Raw genomic sequence first — 22,469 nt, 5'->3', positions numbered from 1 at the left:
TCAGTCTGGAGAGAATCTTAGATTTGTTGAAACTTTGGAAAAGATAAAATGTGTTACAGTCTGTGCAAATGGGCTGATATGATCAATGAATTCCTCTGCTTTAGAAAATGTTTCAAAATGCATTTTTAACATATAACAAGCATTTCCAGCAATACGGTAACAAAATTCCACGTTTGGAAGTTTTTCAATATGCCTTTTAAAGGATGTATAATCCCCATTTTTTACAGTTGCCTCTATTATGCATTGGATAGGCTGACCTAATGTTTCATAATCAATTTCTAATGTATATTTTTTTATCAATCCAAATGATTCCATCTGTCGGACTCGCTCAGTTACAGATGGGGAAGATAAATTAACCCTTCTTCCAAGCTCACTCATTGATAAACGACTATTATTTTGTAATTCATCTAATATTTTTTTATCAGTATCATCAATTTTCATTTTTTTTAGTGAATCCTCCATTATTCATTAAATTTCACGGAAATTATCTTACTTTTCGTTATGAATTTAATTAAAAATAGTAATTTTGTCTTCTATAATTAATATAACGAGGAGGTGCTTTTATGGCAAGGATTGTAGAATCAAATTTTGGGAAAACATCATTTCAAAGATTGTTAGGACATAATAAAGAGGTAATGGATGCATGGGTATCCTTAGGAGATGTATTAGAAAAGGATGGACGGCTCTCTGCTGCATTAAAGGAGCAGGTCAGACGAACTTTAGCACAAAGTAACGGATGTGAGTATTGTAAAGCGAAAGGAAAACCAGAGCCAGATAAGTTTAACGAAAAAACATCTATGGCAGTAGGCTTTGCTGAAGTATTTTTAAAGATGAGGGGAGAAATGGAGGAGTCAACGTTTAAAATACTGAAGGAATGTTTCAGTGAAGAGGAAATAAGTGAACTATGTGCATTTATTGCCTTTAGCAGTGCTTCACAGTATTTTGGTGCATTGATGAAATTAGAAGCTTAATAGACTTCTTTTATAACGAATATAACAGGGGCTGACTTAGTTAGTCCCTTCCTTAATTGAGGTTGTTGTACGCAGTTGCAATAGATCGTTGAAAACAGAAAAGAAAATTGACTATTAAATAAATGAATTATATAATTTGGTTGGTTAACCAATTAAAAGAGGTGACTTATGAGTAAGGAAGATAAGAAAAAACGCATAATTGAAGCAGCTTATATCATTTTTGCTAAGAAGGGCTATATAAATGCTTCAATTAAAGATATTGCTAATGAAGCAAACGTAGCTCCAGGACTAGTACATTATTATTTTGAAAATAAACTAGAAGTACTGCTCTCTGTTCAAAAACATGTTCAAGATCAGTACCATCAACTGTATAAAAATAAAGATGTAAGTTCTTTATCACTACATAATGCTTTAGAAGAGATAAAAACAAGGGCAGAAACAGACCCAGACTGGTATCGGTGGCGGTACGAAATCTATTCACTCGGACTAAAGAGTAACGAATTGCAATTAGAAGCAGCAAAGATTTTGAAAGAGGGGAGAGATAGTTTATCTGTACCGATAAGAAAACTTGGCAAAAGCAATGGAGATCCTGAAATATTTGCAAGCATACTTTTAGCCTGTTTTGATGGTCTGGCTCTTCAAAAGATTATCGATCCAACATTTGATTCGGAAAAAGCTTATCAATTACTAGAAGGTTTATTTGAAGTCTATTTGAAGAAATAGACTTCAAATTTTAAGGTTTAATTGGTTGGTTAACCAAACAATTTATATCGAATAGAGAGTAAATGGAAAGTGAAAAGATTATTATTCGCATTTGTATGTTTCATTCTTGTTTTTCCATTACATACGAATGCAGACAGTCAAAAACAAAATGAATTAATTGAAAAGTATATGGAAAAAGCATTAGATGAATATCAAATTCCAGGCGCATCGCTTGCAATTGTTCGAGAAGGACATGTTTGGTTCCAAAAAAGTTGGGGGATACAGGGAAATGGTGATCCTGTAACGGAAGACACGCTGTTTACAATAGGTTCAGTTAGTAAACCTTTAACTAGTCTTGCTATTATGAAGTTAGTAGAGAAAGGAATGATTGAGCTTGATCAGGAAATTGATTATTATCTTCCATCCTTTCAATACAATGTAAAAGGGTATGATAAAAAAATTACTATCAGAAACTTACTTACCCATACGAGTGGAATTAGCTCTTATGATGGGTTGAAAATAGCAGATCAAAATTTAAGAGGGAAAGAAGCAATAAGTGAAGCGGTAAAGAAACTAAATAATGTAAAACTTAATTATGAACCCGGTTCAGTTCATCAATATAGTGCAGCAAATTATCTACTTTTAGGAAGAATTATAGAAAAAATTACAGGTGAGACATTTTCTGAATTTATGGATACCGAAATCTATACGAGTTTTGGTATGAATCGAACCGTATCAAGCTTTGAAGAAGCTTCAAAACTTGGTTACCAACCGGGATATCATTCATTCTTTGGAAAGCCAATAAAAAGTAACATGATCTATGATGACAGCGGTGCATCGTATGGATATACTGCATCCTCAGCTGATGATATGGCTAAGTATCTATTATTCTTGTTAGATAGTGAGGATTTATTATCAGATGAATTATTTAAGGAGTACATTTCTCCTCAAGTTCATAGAAAAGATGAGATGTATTATGGTCTAGGATGGAGAATTTCTACTGATGATGAGGATCCTTATATTTTTCATGGAGGAGAAACACCTGATTCAAGAGCTGAATTGTATATTAATCATAAGAATGATTATGGATTTATTTTGCTGACGAATAAGAATGATATTTCTGAAACGATGTCTACTCTTTCAATGAGGGAAGGAATTAAAACAATTATGGAAAGGGGACGGATGCCGGAATTAATTAAGATGAATTATCAAATGCAATGGATTCCGTTATTATTAACGATTCTGTTTGCCTTTTGTGGAAGTTTGAGCTTGTACCGTTTGAAGAAGAAAACGAGCTTTCATTATATGTCATGGAATATAGCTGGATTTTCCCTTCTTCTTTGCTCCTTCGTTATAATACCAATAGTAACCTATATATTTAGTGCTCCTTGGCACTCTATCTATCATTATTCATTCATAACGGCAATTTTTATTTTAAGTTTCGTTGGGGTTCTTGCTATTTATGGATTCTTAATTATTGTAATGGCATACAAGAGGAAACAAGAAATGAAATGAACTAATTCTTGCTACTCTTGAGGTTCCATTTTGCTGAACTTTGATTTGGAGAAAGAGGTTTATTTAATGAGAGGGTTTCATTATTGCTGGTCTCCTTGAAAAGGAATGATTTTATCAAGAAATATAGAAAGATTGATTGTATTGTTTATTAGACAATGCAGAGTCAGCTATTCTTCGTCATGGAGGATGGCTTTTCTTTATTTTAATGTAGCTTCAAAAATGATAGAGACACTTTTATTATTAAATGAGTAAATCTATGAAACAAGGAATCATCAATAGATGAAGAGAATATTTATATTTATCAAACTTAATTTGGAGGGGAGTAGAGCATGAGACAAATTATCGCGCTTGGTGGCGGGGGATTTTCTATGGAACCAGAGAATCCTTTACTAGATTTATATATTTTAAATCAGTCTGGTAAAACAAATCCGAAAATCTGTTATGTTCCTACTGCAACGGGAGATTCAGATATATGTATAAAAAGGTTTTATGAGTTTTTTGAAAAACAAAAGTGCCAGCCTTCACATCTGTCCTTGTTTAAACCACCTACAAGAGATATAGAGGGATTTGTATTAGAAAAAGATATCATCTATGTTGGTGGCCATTCATTATATTGGGGAAGAGGTTAGCAAAATAGTAAGCTCGAGACCAAACGCTAAGGCATATAAAGTCTGCTTTGATAAGGAAATCAAAGAAATTGAACTTGAAACGGAATACTTAGGATCTTATTAACCCATTGAGTGCGATGCTTTTTACTTAAATATCATTTAGGGGAACAAAATATTTGGTAAAGATAATGGGAGGCAATGATGACTCTTGAAAAGGGGATTTATATTCTAACAGGGATAATGGCTTCAGGAAAATCTACAATTGCACAAATGTTATCTGAACAATTTGAGAAGAGTGTTCATGTGCGTGGAGATATTTTTCGAAAGATGATTGTAAAAGGGAATATTAATATGACTCCAGAGCATTCTCAAAGTGCGGTAGAACAATTGAAACTCCGTTATAAAATGGCTGCACAAATAGCAGATATGTACTATAAATTAGGTTTCTCAGTTGTTGTGCAGGACACTTATTTGGGAAAAGAGGTAGTTTCTTTTCTTGAAGCATTCGAATCAAAGCCAGTTTACTATATTACGCTTAATCCAACTATTGAGGCAATTATTGAAAGAGAAAAGAAGCGGAATAAGACGGGCTATACAGTTTGGGAGGTTGAACCTCTATATAGCGTATTAATAAATGATAATCCTAGAATTGGGCTTTGGGTAGATACCTCCAATATGACGCCTGAAGAAACATTGTCAGAGATCATTAAATGTATACAAACTGAAGGACGCATTAAATAAATGTTTAGCAGTTTGTTATTTTTTTACTAAATGAAAGGAAAGAGGTCATTAAATGAAAATCAGTAAACAAAATGCAGAACATTACACATGGGGAGATAATTGTGATGGCTGGCATTTAGTGAAGAATAAAGATTTAAGTGTTATTCACGAACGAATGCCCGTTAACACTTCGGAAGTAAGACATTATCATAATTATGCACGTCAATTTTTCTTTGTTTTATCTGGTACTGCAACTATAGAAATAAGCGGGAAACGAATAATATTGAGTCGTGAAGAAGGTATAGAGGTACCACCTTTACTACCGCATCAAATGCTAAATGAATCAAAACATGATGTAGAATTCATTGTGATATCGCAGCCTACTAGTAAAGACGATAGAATCTTAACGAATAAATAAACAGCTTTCTAAACTACAGGTGGGTTTTTTAATACTTGTGAATGCTTTTAACTATCGAAGAAGGATTAAGAACAAACAGATAAAGGAATGGTGAAGATAGGGATGGAAAAAGAGTTAGATAATGCTATTGATTTACGGAAGAGTGGATATTACAAAGAATCTAACGAAATACTTGTGAAATTGGCAGATGTGTTTCCCGAAAATGCGTCGGTTAACTATCAATGTGCTTGGAGTTTTGATTTATTAGGAGAAGAAGTGAAAGCCGTTCCTTTCTACGAAAATGCAATCAAGTTAGGGCTATCTTCAAAGGAATTGGAAGGGGCCTTATTGGGATTAGGCAGTACATATCGAACATTAGGAGAATATGAAAAGTCAAAAATCACCTTTCTAAAAGGAATCGAATTATTTCCTAATAATAGAGCAATTCAAACGTTCTATTCGATGACCTTATATAATTTGAATCAACATAGTAAAGCGATGGAGTTGTTGCTAAAATGTTTAACAGATACGACAAAAGACGCTGAAATTATTAGTTATAAAAAAGCAATTGATTTCTATTCGGATAAATTAGACGAAATTTGGACGTAGGTTGTGAAAAAAGTAGAAATATTCTACTTTCTGTAAAAAGGATAGATGAAAGCAGATTTTTTCTCTGTTCATCCATCCTTTTTTTTTATCCAAGCTTTTCCTCAGTATGCAACCTTGCAGGGTTTGCATAAAGCTGTTCCCAGAGATCGTACATTTTTCTTCTCCCGCTTTCAATGTCAGGATAAAATTGAATGGCAGCTTGTTTGCGAAGCAAATGGACATTTTTTACGGATTGATTCAACTGCTCGACAATGGCTGTACCGCCTTTACCAGCATGTTTAGCAATCGAATAGCCAGCAATTGTTCCTTGGGCCATCGCAATTTTCCCGCTTTCGATGCCTGTAATATTACCAGCAACAAACAGACCTTCAAGCGGGGTTTCCATCGTTTCTGAATGGTGGGGCACATGTCCGCCAAGTTCAGGAATGTATTGGAATGGGCAGCCTGAAACGGCAGCGAGTTCAGCAAGCGGATACAAACCACCTGCGATACAAACGAAATCAGCTTCATATACAGTTTCCGTACCGGGAATAATATTTCCGTTCGCATCCGTATCGGCTACACGTACACCTTCTACTTGTTCAGTTCCAATAACTTCTAAAGCAGCTTTGCGAAGAAGCAAGGGGGTGCCATTTACCTTAACTCCGCTTTTAGGAAAAAACCTCATTCCTGTCTTACGGAACCAATCATTTTTCATGAAGCGGCTACCCATCCGTAAAAGAGGGGATGGAGCTAGATGTGCGGCATTTAGTAGCGACTTCATGACTTCCTCTGGTTCTCCTGCCTTCCCGCTTAACGGGCTTTTTTCTGGCAGAACAATCCGATTAACATGAATGCCAGCTAGTTGCAGCTCATTTAAAATCGCAAAGGCTAGTATATTCGCCCCGATAATAATCCCCTTTTTTCCAACTTGAACCCGGTGAACATTGGTCATTACTTGAGCAGCGCCTATGGACATTACGCCGGGCAGAGTCCACCCCGGTAGAGGAATGGGATACTCAGCCGCTCCTGTTGCTGCTAATACAAATGGAGCGGTTAATGTTCCAATGCTTGTATGCACATTCCAAAGATCATCATCTTTTTCTAAGTTATAGACGGAAACGCCGCTGCGGATGTCAACTGATTGTTTAAGCGCTTCTTGATGAAGCCTTTCTGATTCTTTAATCCCATTCCACCATTCACCGGATAGTTCCTGATGAAGTTGTCCAATTAATCTGCCGCCAGGCTTTATAAACTCATCAATGACCATCACTTTTAAGCCAGAAGAGGCACAGGTAATGGCTCCAGCTAATCCTGCTGGCCCTGCGCCAATGACGATTACGTCAATCATTGCTGCTCCACCATCCTTTTTACGATATTAGGATGCTGCTTACCGCTTGCAATCACCATGCATTGTTCGACAACTGTTAAGCAAGCTCGTACATTTGCTTGGTCATTCACTGTTACACGGCATTCCATGCAATGACCGATATTGCAGTAAAATCCGCGCGGTGTGCCGCTCTCCTCGTGAATCCGTAATGTTCTGATGCCGTTGGCTAAAAGAGCGGCTGCGATGGTTTCGTTTTCTAGAGCTTCATAAGTTTTCCCATCAAACGTAAACGGAATGGCTTTTCTATCGTCTAATTTTCCTAATATCGGGTGATCTAATAGTCTAGTCATTTTTTTCACCAACAGTTCCAAACGATACCGGGCGAACAGGCGGCTGGTATTTTAGTGGAATATCGCTTCTGGAAACATTTGAAAGGACATCAATAATGATTCGATCTAATGGAATTCTGCATGTTCGGCCCCCGCAAAAACCCATCCCTGCTCTTGTGCGTAATTTTAATTCCCTCGCTGTGCATTGATATTCTTCTGCTGTAGTCCGAAGCTGCCCATAAGTAACTTCCTCGCACCGGCAGACGACAATTGCTTCATTGCTGTTCATTTGGAATCCTCCTCTATTTTCTTACTATAAAAATACTATGCAAAAAACGTACCAAAATAGAGGAGCAGGATTAATTAATTCCAAGACGCTTTAAACGATTATATAAAGTTGCTCTTGTAATGCCGAGCTTTTTGGCACATTCTAGCTTATTGCCATTTGACATTAGCAGAGCTTTTTCAAGCACTTTTTTCTCATGCTGGTCCATTACCTCTTGCAATGGGAAAATGATGTTATCTATCTCATTCGAGTTGTACTGTTCAGGTACTTTATCTATATCGTTATAACTATGCTGTGAATGGAACGGCAAATAGTCCTTTCTAATGACTCCATCTGTCGCAAAGACGACGAGACGTTCAACAACGTTGCGAAGCTCCCGTATATTCCCTGGCCAGTCATAGCACAGCAATTCCTGCATGACTTCTTGTGAGAACTGATGAATAGGCCGTTGATAGAGCATTGAGAAATCGTTTAAAAAATAATGCGTTAATTCAAATATATCTTCCCGCCTTTCTCTTAATGGAGGAATATGTATGCTTACGACATTGAGGCGGTAATATAAATCTTCCCGAAATTGCCCTTCATTCATCAAATCCTTTAATTCTCTATTTGTAGCAGCAATCACTCGGAAATTTGTTTCAATTTCCTTTTCCCCGCCAACCCGGTAAAATTTCCTTTCTTGAAGTACCCGCAACAGCTTTACCTGCATTTCAAGTGGCAATTCACCAATTTCATCTAGAAACAGGGTACCGCCTTTGGCTAATTCAATTTTTCCTTTCTTCCCTTTTTGGTCTGCACCTGAGAAGGCCCCTCGTTCATAGCCGAAGAATTCACTTTCAAATAAGGATGCTGGGATCGCGCCGCAATTTATCGAAATAAATGGTGCATTTTCCTTTTCACTTGCTTCATGGATGGCTTTTGCAAATACCTCTTTGCCGACCCCGCTTTCGCCTAGTATTAGGACGGTTGATTTCACTGAGCACACTTTTTTAGCAAGCTGTACTGTTCTTTGCAAGGCTGAACTATTTCCTTTAATTAAATTAAATGGATCAGATGAATGCTTATACTTTGCGACCTCTTGCTCTAAACGATGGACCTCTGTAGACATATTAAATAACTTCTCGTTTAATACCACTTGATTCGTTATATCTGTTTCAGAAACGACTGCACCGATAATTCGATTATTAAAATAAACAGGATTGGAGTTGATAAGGACAAATAAATCGGAACGAGGCTGATGATGCTGAGCAGTAATTTTTTTTCCTTTATATAAGGATTGTAAGATTTCAAGGTCTTTAGGCTCAAAGAAATTAGTGATTGGTTTGCCGATAATTTCTCTTTGTTTAACTGAAAAAATCTTTTCCGCCCCTTCTGTCCATGTCTGTACATGCTCATTATCATCAATAACGGTGACTGAAGCATCGATTGTTCGTATAACAGTCTCATAGAATGCTTTTAGCTGATTATAAGAATTATGAAGGAAATGGATCATTTGTGGTGCAGTGATACAGCCTATTGGTCTATTATTTGCATCCAAAATAACCATCTTGGAGCCATTTTTAGCGGATTGTACTAAAGAATCAAAGGGGTCATTAATACTGATAATCGGGCTTGGTGTTTCAGATCTTCCTACAAAGAATTCTCCGTTTTTCTCTGTTATACATTCGTTGAAAGACCAGTCGATTAATTTTTTTTCGATGATTTCTTTGATCGGTGGCAAAGAAAACATACAGATCTCCTCCTTGAAGTGTAAAAGAAAATATACACTGTATAAAATATTGTACATTATTTTATCAAATTTTTAGAAAATTACTAGTGAATGAAAGGCGATTTTTCGAGGATTTTTAAAATAGGAGGGGGATGTTTTGAAAAAAAGCCTGTTGGCACATTATTTGCAATAGATACATTAGGCAGCAAAGTGAAGGGAGATTGTAGATGTGAATCATTGTGATGTATTAGTCATTGGCGGTGGAATAATAGGCTGTTCAATTGCCTATTATACTTCCAAATCTGGTATCGACGTAACGATCCTTGAAAAAGGAGAATTTGTCAGCGGAACATCTTCCAGGTGTGACGGAAACATTCTTGCTATCGATAAAGATCCAGGGTTTGATAGTCAAATGTCATTAGTTAGTCAGAAATTAGTAGCTGATTTAAGTAAGGAATTAGCTCATATGTTCGAATATCGTGCACCTGGCAGCATTCTTGTTTGCGAGACAGAAGAAGAGATGGAGGCTGCGCAGAAATGGGTGAACCGCCAAAAAGAAGCGGGCCTGCCATTTCGTATGCTTGACCGACAAGACATCCGGCAGGAATCTAAATTCTTTGCGGATGATTTATTAGGGGGACTTGAATGTGCAACTGATTCTACAGTTAACCCGTATCTTCTTGCTTTTTCATTGCTTGATGCCGCTAAGAAATTCGGGGCAAAGGCATATAAGCAAACCGAAGTTCAATCAATGAAAAAAGAAGAAAATGGCTCTTTTACTGTAGAAACATCAAAAGGGGTTTTTACGGCTAAACATGTTGTGAATGCAGCAGGAATATGGGCTCCTTATTTAGGAGAGATGCTAGACCTATCCATCCCGATTCAACCAAGAAAAGGCCATATTATCGTAGCATCCAGGCAGCAGCATGTTGGTTCTAGAAAGGTCATGGAGTTTGGTTACTTAATTTCTAAATTTGGTGGTCAGCGTCATGTAGATCCTTTGACTGAAAAGTACGGGGTTGCACTTGTTTTTGAACCAACGGAAAGTCAAAACTTTCTGATAGGCAGCAGCAGGGAGTTTGTTGGATTTAATACAAAAGTGAATAACGAGGTGATGAAATGCATCGCAAATCGAGCAATCCGATTTTATCCGAAAATGGCTGACATGATGGTGATTCGTTCATATGCGGGCTTGCGGCCGTGGACAGAAGATCATTTGCCAATTGTCTCAAGGGTCGAACATATTCCTAACTATTATATTGCAGCCGGTCATGAGGGGGATGGCATTAGCCTTGCCGCTGTGACAGGGAAAGTGATAGAAGAGCTTATTAATGAGAAGGAAACTTGTATTCCAGTTGAACCGCTGAGCTTTAACCGGTTTACAGAAAGGGTGTTGGCGAGATGAGAGCAGATAGAGTCTTTACAACCATCGATACACATACAGGAGGCAATCCAACAAGGACAGTCATTAGTGGTCTTCCAGAATTAAAGGGAGAAACTATGTCTGAAAAAATGCTTCATATGAAAAGAGAGTATGACTGGATTCGTAAATTATTAATGAATGAACCAAGAGGACATGATATCATGTCTGGGGCATTATTGACCGATCCTTGTCATCCTGATGCTGATATAGGTGTGATCTATATTGAAACTGGCGGTTATTTGCCGATGTGCGGACATGACACAATTGGTGTTTGTACTGCGTTAGTGGAGTCTGGGTTAATTCCCATTCAGGAGCCTATTACTACAATCAGCTTGGACACACCTGCTGGACTGGTAGAAGCGGATATCACTGTTGAAAATGGCAAAGCCAAAGAGGTGTCTTTCTGCAATATCCCAGCTTTTCTATTAAAGAGTGTTTCTGTAGATGTGGAGGGGATCGGGAGTGTAGAGGCAGATATTGCTTATGGAGGCAACTTCTATGCCATTATCAATGCAAAATCGGTCGGACTAGATTTAGTACCAGAGAACGCATCAACAATTATTGAAAAAGCAATCTTCATAAGAAATACGATTAACGAAGCAACAGAGATTGTTCACCCGGAACATTCATTTATACGTGGGTTGACGCATATAGAATTTTTCACCGATCCGGTACATGAAGATGCGGATGTGAAAAATACAGTCATTGTTCCTCCAGGTGGAATTGACCGTTCGCCATGCGGAACGGGAACATCGGCTAAATTGGCAACGCTTTATTCCAAGCAAGAAATTAGTGTCGGAGAAGAATTTGTCCATGAAAGCATTGTTGGCTCACTATTCCGTGGCCGTGTTCTTGAAGAGACAGATGTAAATGGAGTGCCGGCAGTCGTGACGCGAATTGCTGGGTCAGCCTGGCTCATGGGCATGCACAAATTCTTTTATAACGAAGATGATCCGCTTAAAGAAGGATTTCTCCTCATACCCCCAATGGAGGAACATGAAATGGAGGACGTGAAATGAAGATTCAAAAGGCATATACCGCAACAGATGTCCATGTAGCCGGAGAAGCTTTTCGTATTATTAAAGATGCACCACTCAGTTATTATCCGAGCTTGCAGCAATTAGATGAGCAATTTCCTCATGTATATGCTGATGAGATTAAGCTATTACTGAATGAACCCCGTGGATTTGCTGGTTTAAACGGTTGTTTAATTGTTCCCCCGTTTAGCCGTGAGGCAGATGCAGCAGTTGTATTTTTTACCCATGAAGGAACGGTACCATTTCAATATGGTGGAGCAATTGCAGTGATTACTGCTTTATTGGAATGTGGTCATTTGTCTCAAAAAAAATCGAATGAATATAAACTGGAAACAGTAAGCGGTGTCATTTCTGTTCGAGCAGTGGTAGAAAAGGATGAGGTTATTTCAGTGGAGCTAGTAAGCAATCCCTGCACAATTATTCAAATGAATATTCCTTATAAAGATACAAATTATTCCCTTGTACAAGCAGATCAATTATATGCCATTTTCAAAAAAAGTGATGTTCCTTTTGAGCTCCAAATGGAAGATCTGTCTGAAGTGCAAAAATGGGGGCAGGAAGTGAATACAGCTCTTGATTCGAACCAATCGATTAAAGGAGTAGTTTTACTCGATGATTTATTATTGCCAAATGGACGAATCAAAACGGTTACCTTCCGAAAAGATAACTTCATTGTCCGTTCGCCAGGGTTCGGCACAGCTGCAGCATGTTATGCAAGCTTACTTTTTAACGGTGAATTTACGATGAAACAACCGTTTGAAAATGAAAGTATTTTTAACAGCTTCATAACCGTTCAATTAGCCAACCAATCAGAGGACGGCTATCAGTTTGCATTCACGAGCCGTGGATTTATTACTGGGATGCAGACATATGTTTTAGATCAGGAAGATCCGCTGGCTGCAGGGTTTTTATTAAAGTAAGTGCTCCGAAGTAGTATTTACTAACAAATGGAGGAACGGGCAGCTTCCTTTACGAAGCTATCTGTTCTCTTTTATAAAGTTGAAATAGCTTTATTTTTTTGATTACATTAATCTGAAAATTCTTATGATTCTTTAAAATCAAAGGGGGTATTCGATGGAACAAATGGTAGATTGGGCAGTTGGGCAGGTATGGAGTCTTGGATTAGTCGTTTTTGCACTTGGAGCCGGATTATTTTTCTCGATAGCTACACGTTTTGTGCAGATTAGATATTTTAAAGAAATGATTAAATTGCTGTTTGAGGGAAAGAGTTCTGAAACTGGTGTATCATCTTTTCAGGCATTTTGTATGGCACTTGCAGGCCGTGTGGGAATTGGAAATATAGCGGGTGTTGCTACAGCTATTGCATTTGGTGGTCCTGGAGCCGTTTTCTGGATGTGGATCATGGCTTTATTAGGGGGAGCGAGTGCCTTTATTGAATCCACTCTAGCCCAAGTTTATAAAATCAAAGAAGGAGACCAATATCGCGGCGGCACCCCTTACTTTATTGAAAAAGGGTTAAGGATAAAATGGTTTGCCTCGTTGGTCGCGATAGTTGTTACTCTCTGTTACGGAATATTAGTACCTGGTATTCAGGCAAATACAATAGCGGTTGGATTTGAAAATACAGCAGGCATTCATAAGAGTATGACTGGAATCGTTTTAGTTCTTTTACTCGGAATCATTATTTTCGGAGGGGTAAAGCGAATTGCAAATGTAGCAGAAAAAGTTGTTCCTTTTATGGCATTAGGGTATGTGATTGTAACCTTTATTATATTATTTGCAAATGCTGCTGAGGTTCCCGCGATGTTCGCCCTCATTATCACAAGTGCTTTCGGAACAAATGAATTATTTGGAGGAATTGTCGGTGCTGCAATTGCCTGGGGAGTAAAACGAGCGGTATTTTCTAATGTGGCTGGTGTCGGTGAAGGAACATATAGTTCTGCTGCAGCAGAAGTTTCCCATCCAGCAAAGCAAGGGCTTGTACAAGGGTTTTCCGTTTATATCGATACGATCGTTGTCTGTACAGCAACAGCGCTAATGATTCTTATTACAGGTATGTATAGCATTACGCCTGAAGGGCAAGAACCAATTGTTGATAAAATGGCAGGCATTGAAGCTGGTCCCATTTGGACTCAGGAGGCTGTAGAAAGTATTTTACCGGGATTTGGCTCTTTATTCGTATCTATTGCGATCTTCTTCTTTGCCTTTACTACCTTAATGGCCTACTACTATATCGCCGAAACAACACTTGTCTTTCTTGATAAAAAACTAAAAATGAATTGGCTAAAAATAATTTTGAAAATCGTATTTTTAGGAATGGTCTACTTTGGAAGCGTTGAATCAGCATCATTATTATGGGCACTTGGAGATCTAGGATTTGGAAGCATGGCTTGGCTAAACCTCATAGCGATTTTGCTTTTAACTAAGCCAGCAATCAAAGTATTTAAGGACTATGAAACTCAGAAAAGGGCAGGTCTGGATCCGGTTTTTGATCCAATTAAAGTTGGAATTAAAGGGGCGGATTTCTGGGAAGAGAAATGCAAAGAAGAGAGCGCTTTCAATAATAATCAGTCTGTTGGATAAAAACTTAATCTCTCATAAATGGGCAGCTTCAATATAGAGGCTGTCTATTTTAATTATTCATTAATCCAAAATTAAGAAAGGGAACACTGGAAAAAAATTTATACATTTTCAAAAAAATATACATAATCATGTCAAATTATTTTGACACCAAAACACTGAGCAGTCTGAAAAAAGATATTTTCTGAATCTTTTTGTAATTCAACTAATGTTGGAATGAAAATTGCATTACTTTAAATATATCCCAATATGGTCAGTATCCCTAGGGGGGGAGGTGGAAAATGATGGGCCGATATATTTTTGGAAGATTAGGGCTATATGCTAGTTACATTTTTGATTATTGCCACGTTTACGTTCTTCTTAATGCAGACATTGCCAGGGTCCCCATTTAATGATGAAAGGCTATCTGAGTCACAAAAAGAAAAACTTTATGAGAGATATGGATTGGATGAACCTGCTCCTATTCAATATGTAAAGTACATGGCCAATATTTTTAAAGGGGATTTAGGGGTTTCCTTTCAATATGACGGCAGACCAGTTTCAGACATTATAGGGGAACGGATTGGAGCATCAGCCGTCTTGGGGGCTCAATCATTAATTATTGGATGTATGGTGGGAATAATTCTTGGGATTATTGCTGCGATAAGACACAATACAGCGATTGACTATGCTGCCATGGTAATAGCAGTTATCGGATTATCTGTTCCAAACTTTGTGTTTGCCGGATTATTGCAATACTGGGTTGGGGTTAAACTGCAATGGCTGCCAGTCGCGTTTTGGGAAGGTTTTGAATACTCCATATTACCAACGATTTCGTTATCTGTTTTTGTTATTGCGACAATTGCTAGATTTATGCGGACAGAAATGCTTGAAGTATTAGGGCAGGATTATATTGTAACAGCTAAGGCAAAAGGGTTAAATCAATTTGCGGTCGTGATGAGGCATGGGCTTCGAAATGCTGCTATACCAATCATAACAATACTGGGTCCAATGACAGTTTCGCTTTTAACCGGCACATTGGTTATCGAAAAGATTTTTAGTGTTCCAGGACTTGGGGAGCAATTTGTTAAATCGATTATGACAAATGATTTTCCGGTAATTATGGGTGTGACATTATTCTATAGCATCTTATTTATTGGTGTTGTTCTAATTGTTGATATTTTATATGGAGTCATTGATCCAAGGATTAGATTATCTGGGGGGACAAAACAATGAGTATAAACGAGAAAGAAATCACAGATGATCTGTTCCTGCCAGCTGATTCAGAAAATGGTACAGAGGCAATTTCTCGTCCAACTATTACGTATTGGGCTGAAGTATGGAAGCGCTTTCGCAAGAATAAAGCAGCATTCATAGGACTTATATTGATTTCTATTATTCTAGCTTTAGCCATATTTGGTCCTTATGCGAATGAGCATGGCTATGATGAACAAAATCTAACTAGAGCTAATCTACCGCCAAAGATACCAATTCTTGAACAAGTTTCTTGGCTAGGTGTAAGTGGAACAGACATTCAAGGCATAGACCGTTATAAAGAAAGCGGGATTACCGAATACTTCTGGTTCGGTACAGATAATTTAGGAAGGGACTTGTGGACACGCGTTTGGGAAGGAACCCGTATTTCATTATATATTGCTATTTTAGCAGCATTAATTGATTTAATCATCGGAGTTGTTTATGGTGGAATATCTGCCTATTACGGTGGTCGGATTGATAATATCATGCAAAGAATTGTTGAAATATTAGTAGGTATCCCAAGTCTAATTGTCGTTATTTTACTTATTTTAGTTTTGCAGCCAGGGATCATTTCTATTACTTTAGCAATGGTTATTACAGGCTGGGTGGGAATGGCTAGGATTGTACGGGGACAAATCCTAAAGCTTAAAGAACAAGAATATGTATTAGCTTCCAGAACACTTGGAGCAAAGGATAGAAGATTAATTTGGAAGCATTTAATTCCAAATACAATGGGTCCCATAATTATTACAACTATGTTTACGATCCCGACAGCTATTTTCACAGAGGCATTTTTAAGTTTTATCGGTCTAGGGCTTCAGCCTCCTATCGCTTCTTTAGGAACATTAATAAATGATGGATACAAATTATTGCGGATTTATCCGCATATGCTTGCATTTTCTTCAATAATTATCAGCTTGATCATGATTAGCTTTAATTTGATAGGAGATGGTCTGCGAGACGCCTTGGACCCTAAAATGCGTAAATAGGAGGATGAATACGTGGAAAAAATACTGGAAGTGAAAGATTTACAAGTATCCTTTGATACGTATGCGGGGGAAGTAAAGGCGGTAAGAGGAGTTTCATTCCATCTTAATAAAGGTGAAATACTTGCCATCGTTGGGGAGTCTGGATCTGGAAAGTCAGTTACATCTAAAAGCTTGATGAAACTTATTCCTAATCCTCCGGGGAGAATAACAGGTGGAGAAATTATTTTTAAAGGGGATAATTTGGTCAATTTTACAGAAAAACAGATGCAAAAAATTCGCGGATCTGATATTTCAATGATCTTTCAAGATCCGATGACTTCGCTTAACCCGACAATGACTGTAGGAAATCAAATAATAGAGAGTATTATTAAGCACCAAAAACAATCAAAGCATCAAGCAAAAGATAAAGCGATTAAGTTGTTAGAGATGGTGGGAATTCCTAATCCAGAGAAAAGATTATCCTCTTATCCACATCAATTCTCTGGTGGGATGAGACAAAGGGTTGTTATTGCAATGGCCATCTCTTGTAATCCAAAGGTATTAATTGCCGATGAGCCAACAACCGCACTCGATGTAACAATTCAAGCACAAATTCTGGAGCTTTTAAGAAATTTACAGAAAAGAATGGAGACATCCATTATCTTTATTACCCATGATTTAGGTGTTGTAGCTAACATAGCTGATAGGGTCGCCGTTATGTATGCTGGAAAAATTGTTGAGATTGGGAAAGTGGAAGAGATTTTCTATAATCCACAGCATCCATATACGTGGGGGCTGTTAGGAGCGATGCCAAACTTAAATGAGGATTCGGAGGAGCTTATTACAATTCCTGGTTCGCCTCCAAATCTATTAAATCCACCTAATGGGGATGCATTTGCTGAACGTAATCAATATGCGATGAAAATTGATTATCAGCTAGAGCCCCCTATGTTTAAGGTTTCTGAGACGCATTTTGCAGCAACTTGGCTATTGCATGAAAAGTCACCCAAGATTATACCTCCGGATACTCTAAGAAAACATAGACAAGTTAGTGCGATTGAAAAACAAAAAGATCGTTTAGCTAAAAAAAGAGAGAAGCTTCTTGAAGTAAAAAATTTAAAGCAATATTTTTCTTCAGGATCAAATGTTGTTAAAGCAGTAGATGGGATCAATTTCGATATTTATAAAGGTGAAACCTTTGGGCTTGTTGGAGAATCTGGCTGTGGGAAATCAACAACAGGTCGGACCATTATCCGTCTATATGAGGCCACAGATGGGGAAGTTCTATATAACAATGTAAATATCCATGATAAGAGAGTGTCAGGGGATTTACAAAAATTAAATCAAAATATCCAAATGATTTTTCAGGATCCCTATTCATCTCTAAATCCAAGGCAAACAGTTGCGGATATTATTGCAGAAGGGATGGATATTCATGGGCTTGCATCTAGTAAGAAGGAAAGATTGGGAAAGGTATATGAATTACTAGAAACCGTAGGATTGAATCGGGAACATGCCAATCGGTATCCACATGAATTTAGTGGAGGACAGCGTCAGAGAATAGGAATTGCCAGAGCGTTAGCAGTTGACCCTGAATTTATTATTGCGGACGAGCCAATTTCTGCTTTAGATGTATCTATTCAAGCACAGGTTGTTAATTTAATGAAAAAGCTGCAAAAGGAAAAGGGACTCACCTATCTCTTTATTGCCCACGACCTTTCTATGGTGAAATACATTAGCGACCGTATAGGAGTTATGTATAAAGGAAAAATTGTTGAATTGGCAGAAAGTGAAGAACTTTACCAAAATCCATTACATGCTTATACAAAATCGCTACTTTCAGCCATTCCATTGCCAGATCCAGATACGGAAAAAATACGTAAGAGAATAAAATTTGATGAGAGCCTTTTCTGGAATGGAGAGGGAGAGGAGCCTATTTTAAGGGAAGTAAAGGAAGGGCATTGGGTTTCATGTACAGAGCAAGACTTTCAAAGTATTAAGAAACAATTTAATGCTGTTTAATCAGTCAGAATAATGAGGAATCAACAAGGGGGAGAATCAGATTACTAAACTATCAATTAGAATCATCTTTATTTCTCTAGTCATCTCATCTTGTGGTTCCTTTTTTTCATCCAATGAGAAATGGATAGAATTCATCAATCTATTATTTTTTATAGGACTCCTATTACTAATGATAGGAGGCGTCCTATTTGTATTAAAAGGCGGAATGTATACTGGAATCATTTATAGTTTCCGCCGGTTTTACAAGAGTATTTCGAAAATGGAAGAGTATGTTTCTGAACAGACGGGAGATCCAACTGAAAGACAAATTAAAAGTAGTTTGATTGATTTATATACGTACCCAATCATTATTTCTGGAGCTTCGTTGTTTTTCTTCACTTTAATTGCATCAATTATTTAACAGCTGATTCGTATATGTATAAGGTCTGAAGGCAGGAAATTTAATAATTAGGAGCGATACGTTATGGAAAGACTTGAAAAATTAAGATCTATTTTTGATAAACATGGAATTGATGGGATGCTTATTACAAATGATCAGAATCGCAGGTATATGACCGGATTTACGGGTACTGCAGGTTTAGTCCTCATTACTAAGGAAGAAGCGTTTTTAGTTGTAGATTTCCGGTATGCAGCGCAAGCAAATGAACAGGCAAAAGATTACACTGTCATTGAAGTAAGTACAAAGGCAAATCTACTCGAAGAAATTGTTCAGCAAGTTGCGCGTTTAAATATAGGAAAGCTTGGATTCGAACAAGTTCATGTGAGCTACTATTCTTATTCTGAATACAAAGACAAGTTAAGTATTGAATTAGTTCCTTTGACAGGTGTCATTGAGAAACTTCGGATGATTAAGAATGAGAAAGAAATTAAGACGATTAGAACGGCAGCAGAAATTGCAGATGCTGCATTTACACATATTCAAGAGTTTATCAGACCAGGTAGAACAGAAATTGAAGTTTCAAATGAATTAGAGTTTTATATGAGAAAGCAGGGAGCTATATCTTCAGCATTTGACACGATTGTTGCATCAGGTCATCGTTCAGCATTTCCCCACGGTGTTGCAAGCCATAAAGTTATTGAGAAAGGGGATATGGTGACACTTGATTTCGGTGCGTATTATGAGGGGTACCGATCAGATATAACAAGAACGCTAGCAATCGATGAACCGAAAGAAGAGCTAAAGGAAATCTACCATATTGTCCTTGAGTCTCTATCAACAGCACTATCAAGTATTAAACCGGGGATAACAGGTAAAGAGGCTGATGCTTACTCAAGAGATTTTATTACTGAGAAAGGCTATGGAAAACAATATGGGCATGGATCTGGACATGGAATTGGTTTAGATATACATGAGGAGCCATTTAAGAATGTGAATTGCCAGATTAAGCTAGAGCCTGGGATGGTTTTAACTGTTGAGCCAGGTATTTATATTCCGAATCTTGGCGGTGTTCGAATTGAAGATGATATTTTAATCACTCGTGATGGAAATGAAGTTCTAACGAAGTCGGCAAAAGATCTAATCATTTTGTAGAAAAGAATAAAGGGGGAAATTTTATGAAAATGAACCGTATCATCTTGATTTTGATGCTTTTTGTTAGTTCTTTGTTGGCAGGATGTTATGGAGGGGAAAGTAAAAAATCAACTTCTGAGGAAAAGCCCAATAGCAGTGTAGATGATAATTCATCAGAGCAAGTCTTAAATCTTGTTGAAGGTGGGGAACTTCCGACTCTTGATACACTTGGATTGTTTGATGCGCTGTCAAGCAGAACAATGAATAATATATTTGAAGGTCTATACAGACTGGATGAGTCCCATGCACCGATACCAGGGATGGCAGAGAGTCATGAATTAAGTGAGGATGGAAAGGTTTACACCTTTCATATTCGTTCAGATGTGAAATGGAGTAATGGTACACCCGTTACAGCTAAGGATTTCGAGTATGCATGGAAAAAGGCAATTAATCCTGAAACACTATCAACGTATTCTTATTTGTTTAATGATATAAAGAATGCTGCTGCTATACAGGATTCTGAAAATAGTTTGTTTGGAAAGGTCGAAGAATTTGGCATTAAGGCGATTGATGATCATACCTTCCAGGTTGAATTAGATCATCCGGTCCCATATTTTTTAAGTCTTATCACTTATCCAGTGTTCTTCCCGCAAAATAAGGAATTTGCTGAATCTCAAGGAGATAAATATGCATTAGAGGTTGAAAATCTTATTTATAACGGGCCTTTCGTTTTAGATTCCTGGGAGCATGAGGTCGGCTGGGTTTATAAGAAAAATCCAGACTATTGGGATGCTGATACAGTAAAGCTAGATACGATTAATGTAAAAGTCGTAAAAGAAGCGGCAACGAGAGTCAATTTATATGATACTGGAAAAATCGATTTAACAGAAATTACTTCTGAATTTATTGACCAATATGCGAGTACTCCAGATTACAGTACATTGCTTAAGCCAGAAGTGTTCTTTATCCGGATGAATCAAAATAATAAATATTTGGCTAATGTCAATATTCGCAAAGCCATTGATATGGGCTGGGATAAAAAAGCTGCAGCGGAAAGTCTATTAAATAATGGGTCAGTTCCAGCTACCTATTTAGTGCCTAAGGATTTTGCTTTTGATGAAAGCGGAAAGGACTTCCGGGCAAAATATCAAGGTTTTAATGAAGAAGGGGTAGAGAAAGCAAAAGAATATTGGGAGAAGGGGTTAAAAGAGCTTGGAGTAGAAAAAATGGAGTTAGAGTTTTTAAGCTATGATAGTGAGGAAAGAAAACGTGTCAGTGAATATTTTAAAAATCAATTAGAGACTAATTTACCTGGATTAACTATAACAATTAATCAGCAGCCAAATAAGCAAAAGCTGGAGCTTGAATCAAGCATGCAATATGACCTTACTTATTCAGGCTGGGGACCTGACTTCCAAGATCCAATTACATTTATTGACCTCTATTTGTCAGATGGTTCATATAACTGGTCAAATTATGTTAATGAGAATTTCGATCGTCTCGTAATGGAAGCAAAAATGAATCCTACCGACACGGCTAAACGCTGGGAAAACATGCAAGAAGCTGAGAGAATCCTAATAGAAGAGGATGCAGCGATTTCTCCTATGTATCAGTCTGGCCTTGCCCAGCTTAAAAAGCCTTATGTTAAGGGATATATCGCACATCCTTTTGGTGTATTTGCTTCATATAAGTGGACATATATTGAGGGGAAATAAATAAACGAGAAACCCCTGTTCCTTATATGAATAAAGTTGCTTACTGACAGTTGAGTGTGAAGCCCGTCAAAACAGGACGGGCTTTGTTAGTTCAGCTCATACTCTCCACCTCAACACTCTTAACCCCTTTTAATTGTGAAACGCTGTAATAAACATCGGTGATGCTTTTCTTCTGATTAACAGTCACAATAAGTTGTATGAGATGCTTTTTTTCTTCTAAATCTTTAATACGGACTCGTTTAATTGATATTTTTAATTCTTTGATTGCTGAAAGGATATCCTTAATACTTTCTTTTTCCGTTACTTTAAGTTGGAGGGTAATTTCTTTTTCTCTTAATTTTCTTGGACCAACAAGTGTGATAACAAATGGAATAAATTCAACACTAATAATTAGCAAGGCAACCCCTGCCATGGCTTCGATATAGAAGCCAGCACCGACAGCAATGCCAATCCCTGCTGCTCCCCAAATTAATGCAGCCGTGGTAAGGCCGGAAATGCTGTCATTTCCTCTTCTTAAAATCACCCCGGCTCCTAAAAATCCGATACCTGATACGATTTGAGCAGCGAGTCGTAACGGATCCATCGTAATGTTAATTCCTTCTTTTCCAGGAAACGCATATGCTGACTCGATTGATACAATCGTTAATAAACAGCTTACAATAGAGATAACAAGGCTTGTTTTTAATCCAACAGGTTTTCTCTTCAGTTCGCGTTCGATGCCAATAACGAGACCAAGAAAAGCGGATATCCCTAATTTTATTAAAATTTCCAATTCTAAATTGCTCATGACATCCCCGCTTTATAAATTTTTTGAAAAGGAATAAAGGCGTATCTGGCAGTTGATACATTCCATTGTATACCCA

21 protein-coding genes and 2 pseudogenes are annotated in these 22,469 nt (G+C 37.5%); 17 read left to right on the top strand and 6 right to left on the bottom strand.

Translation table 11 applies throughout. The annotated features are described in order from the left end of the window. A complete protein-coding gene (locus AN957_RS21880) occupies positions 1 to 441 on the bottom strand; it encodes an Lrp/AsnC family transcriptional regulator (RefSeq protein WP_056686080.1) in 441 nt (146 codons plus the stop codon). A gap of 122 nt (positions 442 to 563) precedes the next feature. On the opposite strand from AN957_RS21880, the gene AN957_RS21875 reads away from it, so the two are divergent. The 7 genes and pseudogenes from AN957_RS21875 to AN957_RS21845 all read left to right on the top strand — a co-directional run bounded on the left by AN957_RS21875 (position 564) and on the right by AN957_RS21845 (position 5,522). Next, positions 564 to 971, top strand: a complete 408-nt coding sequence (locus AN957_RS21875) for a carboxymuconolactone decarboxylase family protein (protein WP_053474596.1) — start codon at positions 564 to 566, stop codon at positions 969 to 971. A 168-nt stretch (positions 972 to 1,139) separates the two neighbouring features. Next, positions 1,140 to 1,694, top strand: a complete 555-nt coding sequence (locus AN957_RS21870) for a TetR/AcrR family transcriptional regulator (RefSeq protein ID WP_053474597.1) — start codon at positions 1,140 to 1,142, stop codon at positions 1,692 to 1,694. A 69-nt stretch (positions 1,695 to 1,763) separates the two neighbouring features. Then, positions 1,764 to 3,188, top strand: a complete 1,425-nt coding sequence (locus AN957_RS21865; RefSeq protein ID WP_056686077.1) for a serine hydrolase domain-containing protein — start codon at positions 1,764 to 1,766, stop codon at positions 3,186 to 3,188. Positions 3,189 to 3,517: 329 nt separating this feature from the next. After that, positions 3,518 to 3,790, top strand: a pseudogene (locus tag AN957_RS21860) (Type 1 glutamine amidotransferase-like domain-containing protein); the annotation flags it as partial. Positions 3,791 to 3,997: 207 nt separating this feature from the next. Continuing rightward, a complete protein-coding gene (locus AN957_RS21855; RefSeq protein WP_056686074.1) occupies positions 3,998 to 4,537 on the top strand; it encodes an AAA family ATPase in 540 nt (179 codons plus the stop codon). A gap of 52 nt (positions 4,538 to 4,589) precedes the next feature. Then, positions 4,590 to 4,934: a cupin domain-containing protein gene (locus AN957_RS21850; RefSeq protein ID WP_053474600.1), complete on the top strand. Its 345-nt coding sequence runs from the start codon at positions 4,590 to 4,592 to the stop codon at positions 4,932 to 4,934. 102 nt (positions 4,935 to 5,036) lie between these two features. Next, on the top strand, positions 5,037 to 5,522 hold the full coding sequence (locus tag AN957_RS21845) for a tetratricopeptide repeat protein (protein WP_053474601.1): 486 nt from the start codon (positions 5,037 to 5,039) through the stop codon (positions 5,520 to 5,522). Between the two features lie 85 nt (positions 5,523 to 5,607). On the opposite strand, the gene AN957_RS21840 is transcribed toward AN957_RS21845, so the two are convergent. The 4 genes from AN957_RS21840 to AN957_RS21825 all read right to left on the bottom strand — a co-directional run bounded on the left by AN957_RS21840 (position 5,608) and on the right by AN957_RS21825 (position 9,175). Beyond that, on the bottom strand, positions 5,608 to 6,852 hold the full coding sequence (locus AN957_RS21840) for an NAD(P)/FAD-dependent oxidoreductase (protein WP_053474602.1): 1,245 nt from the start codon (positions 6,850 to 6,852) through the stop codon (positions 5,608 to 5,610). Next, positions 6,849 to 7,181: a (2Fe-2S)-binding protein gene (locus AN957_RS21835; RefSeq protein WP_053474603.1), complete on the bottom strand. Its 333-nt coding sequence runs from the start codon at positions 7,179 to 7,181 to the stop codon at positions 6,849 to 6,851. Before AN957_RS21835 ends, AN957_RS21840 begins: the two co-directional genes overlap by 4 nt. After that, a complete protein-coding gene (locus AN957_RS21830; RefSeq protein WP_053474604.1) occupies positions 7,174 to 7,449 on the bottom strand; it encodes a (2Fe-2S)-binding protein in 276 nt (91 codons plus the stop codon). Before AN957_RS21830 ends, AN957_RS21835 begins: the two co-directional genes overlap by 8 nt. 70 nt (positions 7,450 to 7,519) lie before the next feature. Beyond that, the gene (locus AN957_RS21825; RefSeq protein ID WP_053474605.1) at positions 7,520 to 9,175 is read right to left on the bottom strand and encodes a sigma-54 interaction domain-containing protein; all 1,656 of its coding nucleotides are present in this window, start codon (positions 9,173 to 9,175) and stop codon (positions 7,520 to 7,522) included. 208 nt (positions 9,176 to 9,383) lie between these two features. Here AN957_RS21825 and AN957_RS21820 point away from each other — a divergent pair, with 208 nt between their 5' ends. From AN957_RS21820 to AN957_RS21775, 10 genes and pseudogenes are all read left to right on the top strand, one after another. Continuing rightward, complete coding sequence (locus AN957_RS21820) at positions 9,384 to 10,559, top strand: NAD(P)/FAD-dependent oxidoreductase (protein WP_053474606.1); 1,176 nt, start codon at positions 9,384 to 9,386, stop codon at positions 10,557 to 10,559. Next, positions 10,556 to 11,596: a proline racemase family protein gene (locus tag AN957_RS21815; RefSeq protein ID WP_053474607.1), complete on the top strand. Its 1,041-nt coding sequence runs from the start codon at positions 10,556 to 10,558 to the stop codon at positions 11,594 to 11,596. The genes AN957_RS21820 and AN957_RS21815 overlap by 4 nt, the downstream gene beginning before the upstream one ends. Continuing rightward, positions 11,593 to 12,534, top strand: a complete 942-nt coding sequence (locus tag AN957_RS21810; RefSeq protein ID WP_053474608.1) for a proline racemase family protein — start codon at positions 11,593 to 11,595, stop codon at positions 12,532 to 12,534. The genes AN957_RS21815 and AN957_RS21810 overlap by 4 nt, the downstream gene beginning before the upstream one ends. Positions 12,535 to 12,688: 154 nt before the next feature. Continuing rightward, entirely contained in the window at positions 12,689 to 14,158 is a 1,470-nt protein-coding gene (locus tag AN957_RS21805) for an alanine/glycine:cation symporter family protein (RefSeq protein ID WP_053474609.1), read from the top strand. Positions 14,159 to 14,439: 281 nt separating this feature from the next. Further along, a pseudogene (opp3b, locus tag AN957_RS21800) lies at positions 14,440 to 15,370 on the top strand (oligopeptide ABC transporter permease). Then, positions 15,367 to 16,380 carry an oligopeptide ABC transporter permease gene (gene opp3C, locus AN957_RS21795; protein WP_053474611.1) on the top strand — a complete coding sequence of 338 codons (1,014 nt, stop codon included), beginning with the start codon at positions 15,367 to 15,369 and terminating at the stop codon, positions 16,378 to 16,380. The pseudogene opp3b and the gene opp3C overlap by 4 nt, the downstream one beginning before the upstream one ends. 12 nt (positions 16,381 to 16,392) lie before the next feature. After that, a complete protein-coding gene (locus AN957_RS28920) occupies positions 16,393 to 18,381 on the top strand; it encodes an ABC transporter ATP-binding protein (protein ID WP_075209211.1) in 1,989 nt (662 codons plus the stop codon). A 19-nt stretch (positions 18,382 to 18,400) separates the two neighbouring features. Further along, positions 18,401 to 18,781 (top strand): DUF3899 domain-containing protein, encoded by a 381-nt coding sequence (locus AN957_RS21785; RefSeq protein WP_342668517.1) that lies wholly within the window; start codon positions 18,401 to 18,403, stop codon positions 18,779 to 18,781. 63 nt (positions 18,782 to 18,844) lie between these two features. Then, entirely contained in the window at positions 18,845 to 19,912 is a 1,068-nt protein-coding gene (locus AN957_RS21780) for a M24 family metallopeptidase (RefSeq protein ID WP_053474613.1), read from the top strand. Between the two features lie 23 nt (positions 19,913 to 19,935). Next, complete coding sequence (locus AN957_RS21775) at positions 19,936 to 21,606, top strand: peptide ABC transporter substrate-binding protein (protein ID WP_053474614.1); 1,671 nt, start codon at positions 19,936 to 19,938, stop codon at positions 21,604 to 21,606. A 91-nt stretch (positions 21,607 to 21,697) separates the two neighbouring features. Here the strand turns inward: AN957_RS21775 and AN957_RS21770 are convergent, their stop codons facing one another. Next, positions 21,698 to 22,393, bottom strand: a complete 696-nt coding sequence (locus tag AN957_RS21770) for an MgtC/SapB family protein (protein ID WP_053474615.1) — start codon at positions 22,391 to 22,393, stop codon at positions 21,698 to 21,700. Positions 22,394 to 22,469: the final 76 nt, after the last annotated feature.

It is taken from the genome of Cytobacillus solani, from assembly GCF_001420595.1.
GTDB classification, from domain to species: domain Bacteria; phylum Bacillota; class Bacilli; order Bacillales; family Cytobacillaceae; genus Cytobacillus; species Cytobacillus solani.
The sequence above is the reverse complement of the archived record's forward strand: the minus strand, read 5'-3'. Positions and strand labels throughout refer to the sequence as shown.

What these genes read in the sequence shown, in the direction of transcription:
- AN957_RS21880 (WP_056686080.1), bottom strand. Translation starts at nt 441, where the DNA reads ATGAAAATTGATGATACTGATAAAAAAATATTAGATGAATTACAAAAT.
- AN957_RS21875 (WP_053474596.1), top strand. Translation starts at nt 564, where the DNA reads ATGGCAAGGATTGTAGAATCAAATTTTGGGAAAACATCATTTCAAAGA.
- AN957_RS21870 (WP_053474597.1), top strand. Translation starts at nt 1,140, where the DNA reads ATGAGTAAGGAAGATAAGAAAAAACGCATAATTGAAGCAGCTTATATC.
- AN957_RS21855 (WP_056686074.1), top strand. Translation starts at nt 3,998, where the DNA reads ATGACTCTTGAAAAGGGGATTTATATTCTAACAGGGATAATGGCTTCA.
- AN957_RS21850 (WP_053474600.1), top strand. Translation starts at nt 4,590, where the DNA reads ATGAAAATCAGTAAACAAAATGCAGAACATTACACATGGGGAGATAAT.
- AN957_RS21845 (WP_053474601.1), top strand. Translation starts at nt 5,037, where the DNA reads ATGGAAAAAGAGTTAGATAATGCTATTGATTTACGGAAGAGTGGATAT.
- AN957_RS21840 (WP_053474602.1), bottom strand. Translation starts at nt 6,852, where the DNA reads ATGATTGACGTAATCGTCATTGGCGCAGGGCCAGCAGGATTAGCTGGA.
- AN957_RS21835 (WP_053474603.1), bottom strand. Translation starts at nt 7,181, where the DNA reads ATGACTAGACTATTAGATCACCCGATATTAGGAAAATTAGACGATAGA.
- AN957_RS21830 (WP_053474604.1), bottom strand. Translation starts at nt 7,449, where the DNA reads ATGAACAGCAATGAAGCAATTGTCGTCTGCCGGTGCGAGGAAGTTACT.
- AN957_RS21825 (WP_053474605.1), bottom strand. Translation starts at nt 9,175, where the DNA reads ATGTTTTCTTTGCCACCGATCAAAGAAATCATCGAAAAAAAATTAATC.
- AN957_RS21815 (WP_053474607.1), top strand. Translation starts at nt 10,556, where the DNA reads ATGAGAGCAGATAGAGTCTTTACAACCATCGATACACATACAGGAGGC.
- AN957_RS21810 (WP_053474608.1), top strand. Translation starts at nt 11,593, where the DNA reads ATGAAGATTCAAAAGGCATATACCGCAACAGATGTCCATGTAGCCGGA.
- AN957_RS21805 (WP_053474609.1), top strand. Translation starts at nt 12,689, where the DNA reads ATGGAACAAATGGTAGATTGGGCAGTTGGGCAGGTATGGAGTCTTGGA.
- opp3C (WP_053474611.1), top strand. Translation starts at nt 15,367, where the DNA reads ATGAGTATAAACGAGAAAGAAATCACAGATGATCTGTTCCTGCCAGCT.
- AN957_RS21780 (WP_053474613.1), top strand. Translation starts at nt 18,845, where the DNA reads ATGGAAAGACTTGAAAAATTAAGATCTATTTTTGATAAACATGGAATT.
- AN957_RS21775 (WP_053474614.1), top strand. Translation starts at nt 19,936, where the DNA reads ATGAAAATGAACCGTATCATCTTGATTTTGATGCTTTTTGTTAGTTCT.
- AN957_RS21770 (WP_053474615.1), bottom strand. Translation starts at nt 22,393, where the DNA reads ATGAGCAATTTAGAATTGGAAATTTTAATAAAATTAGGGATATCCGCT.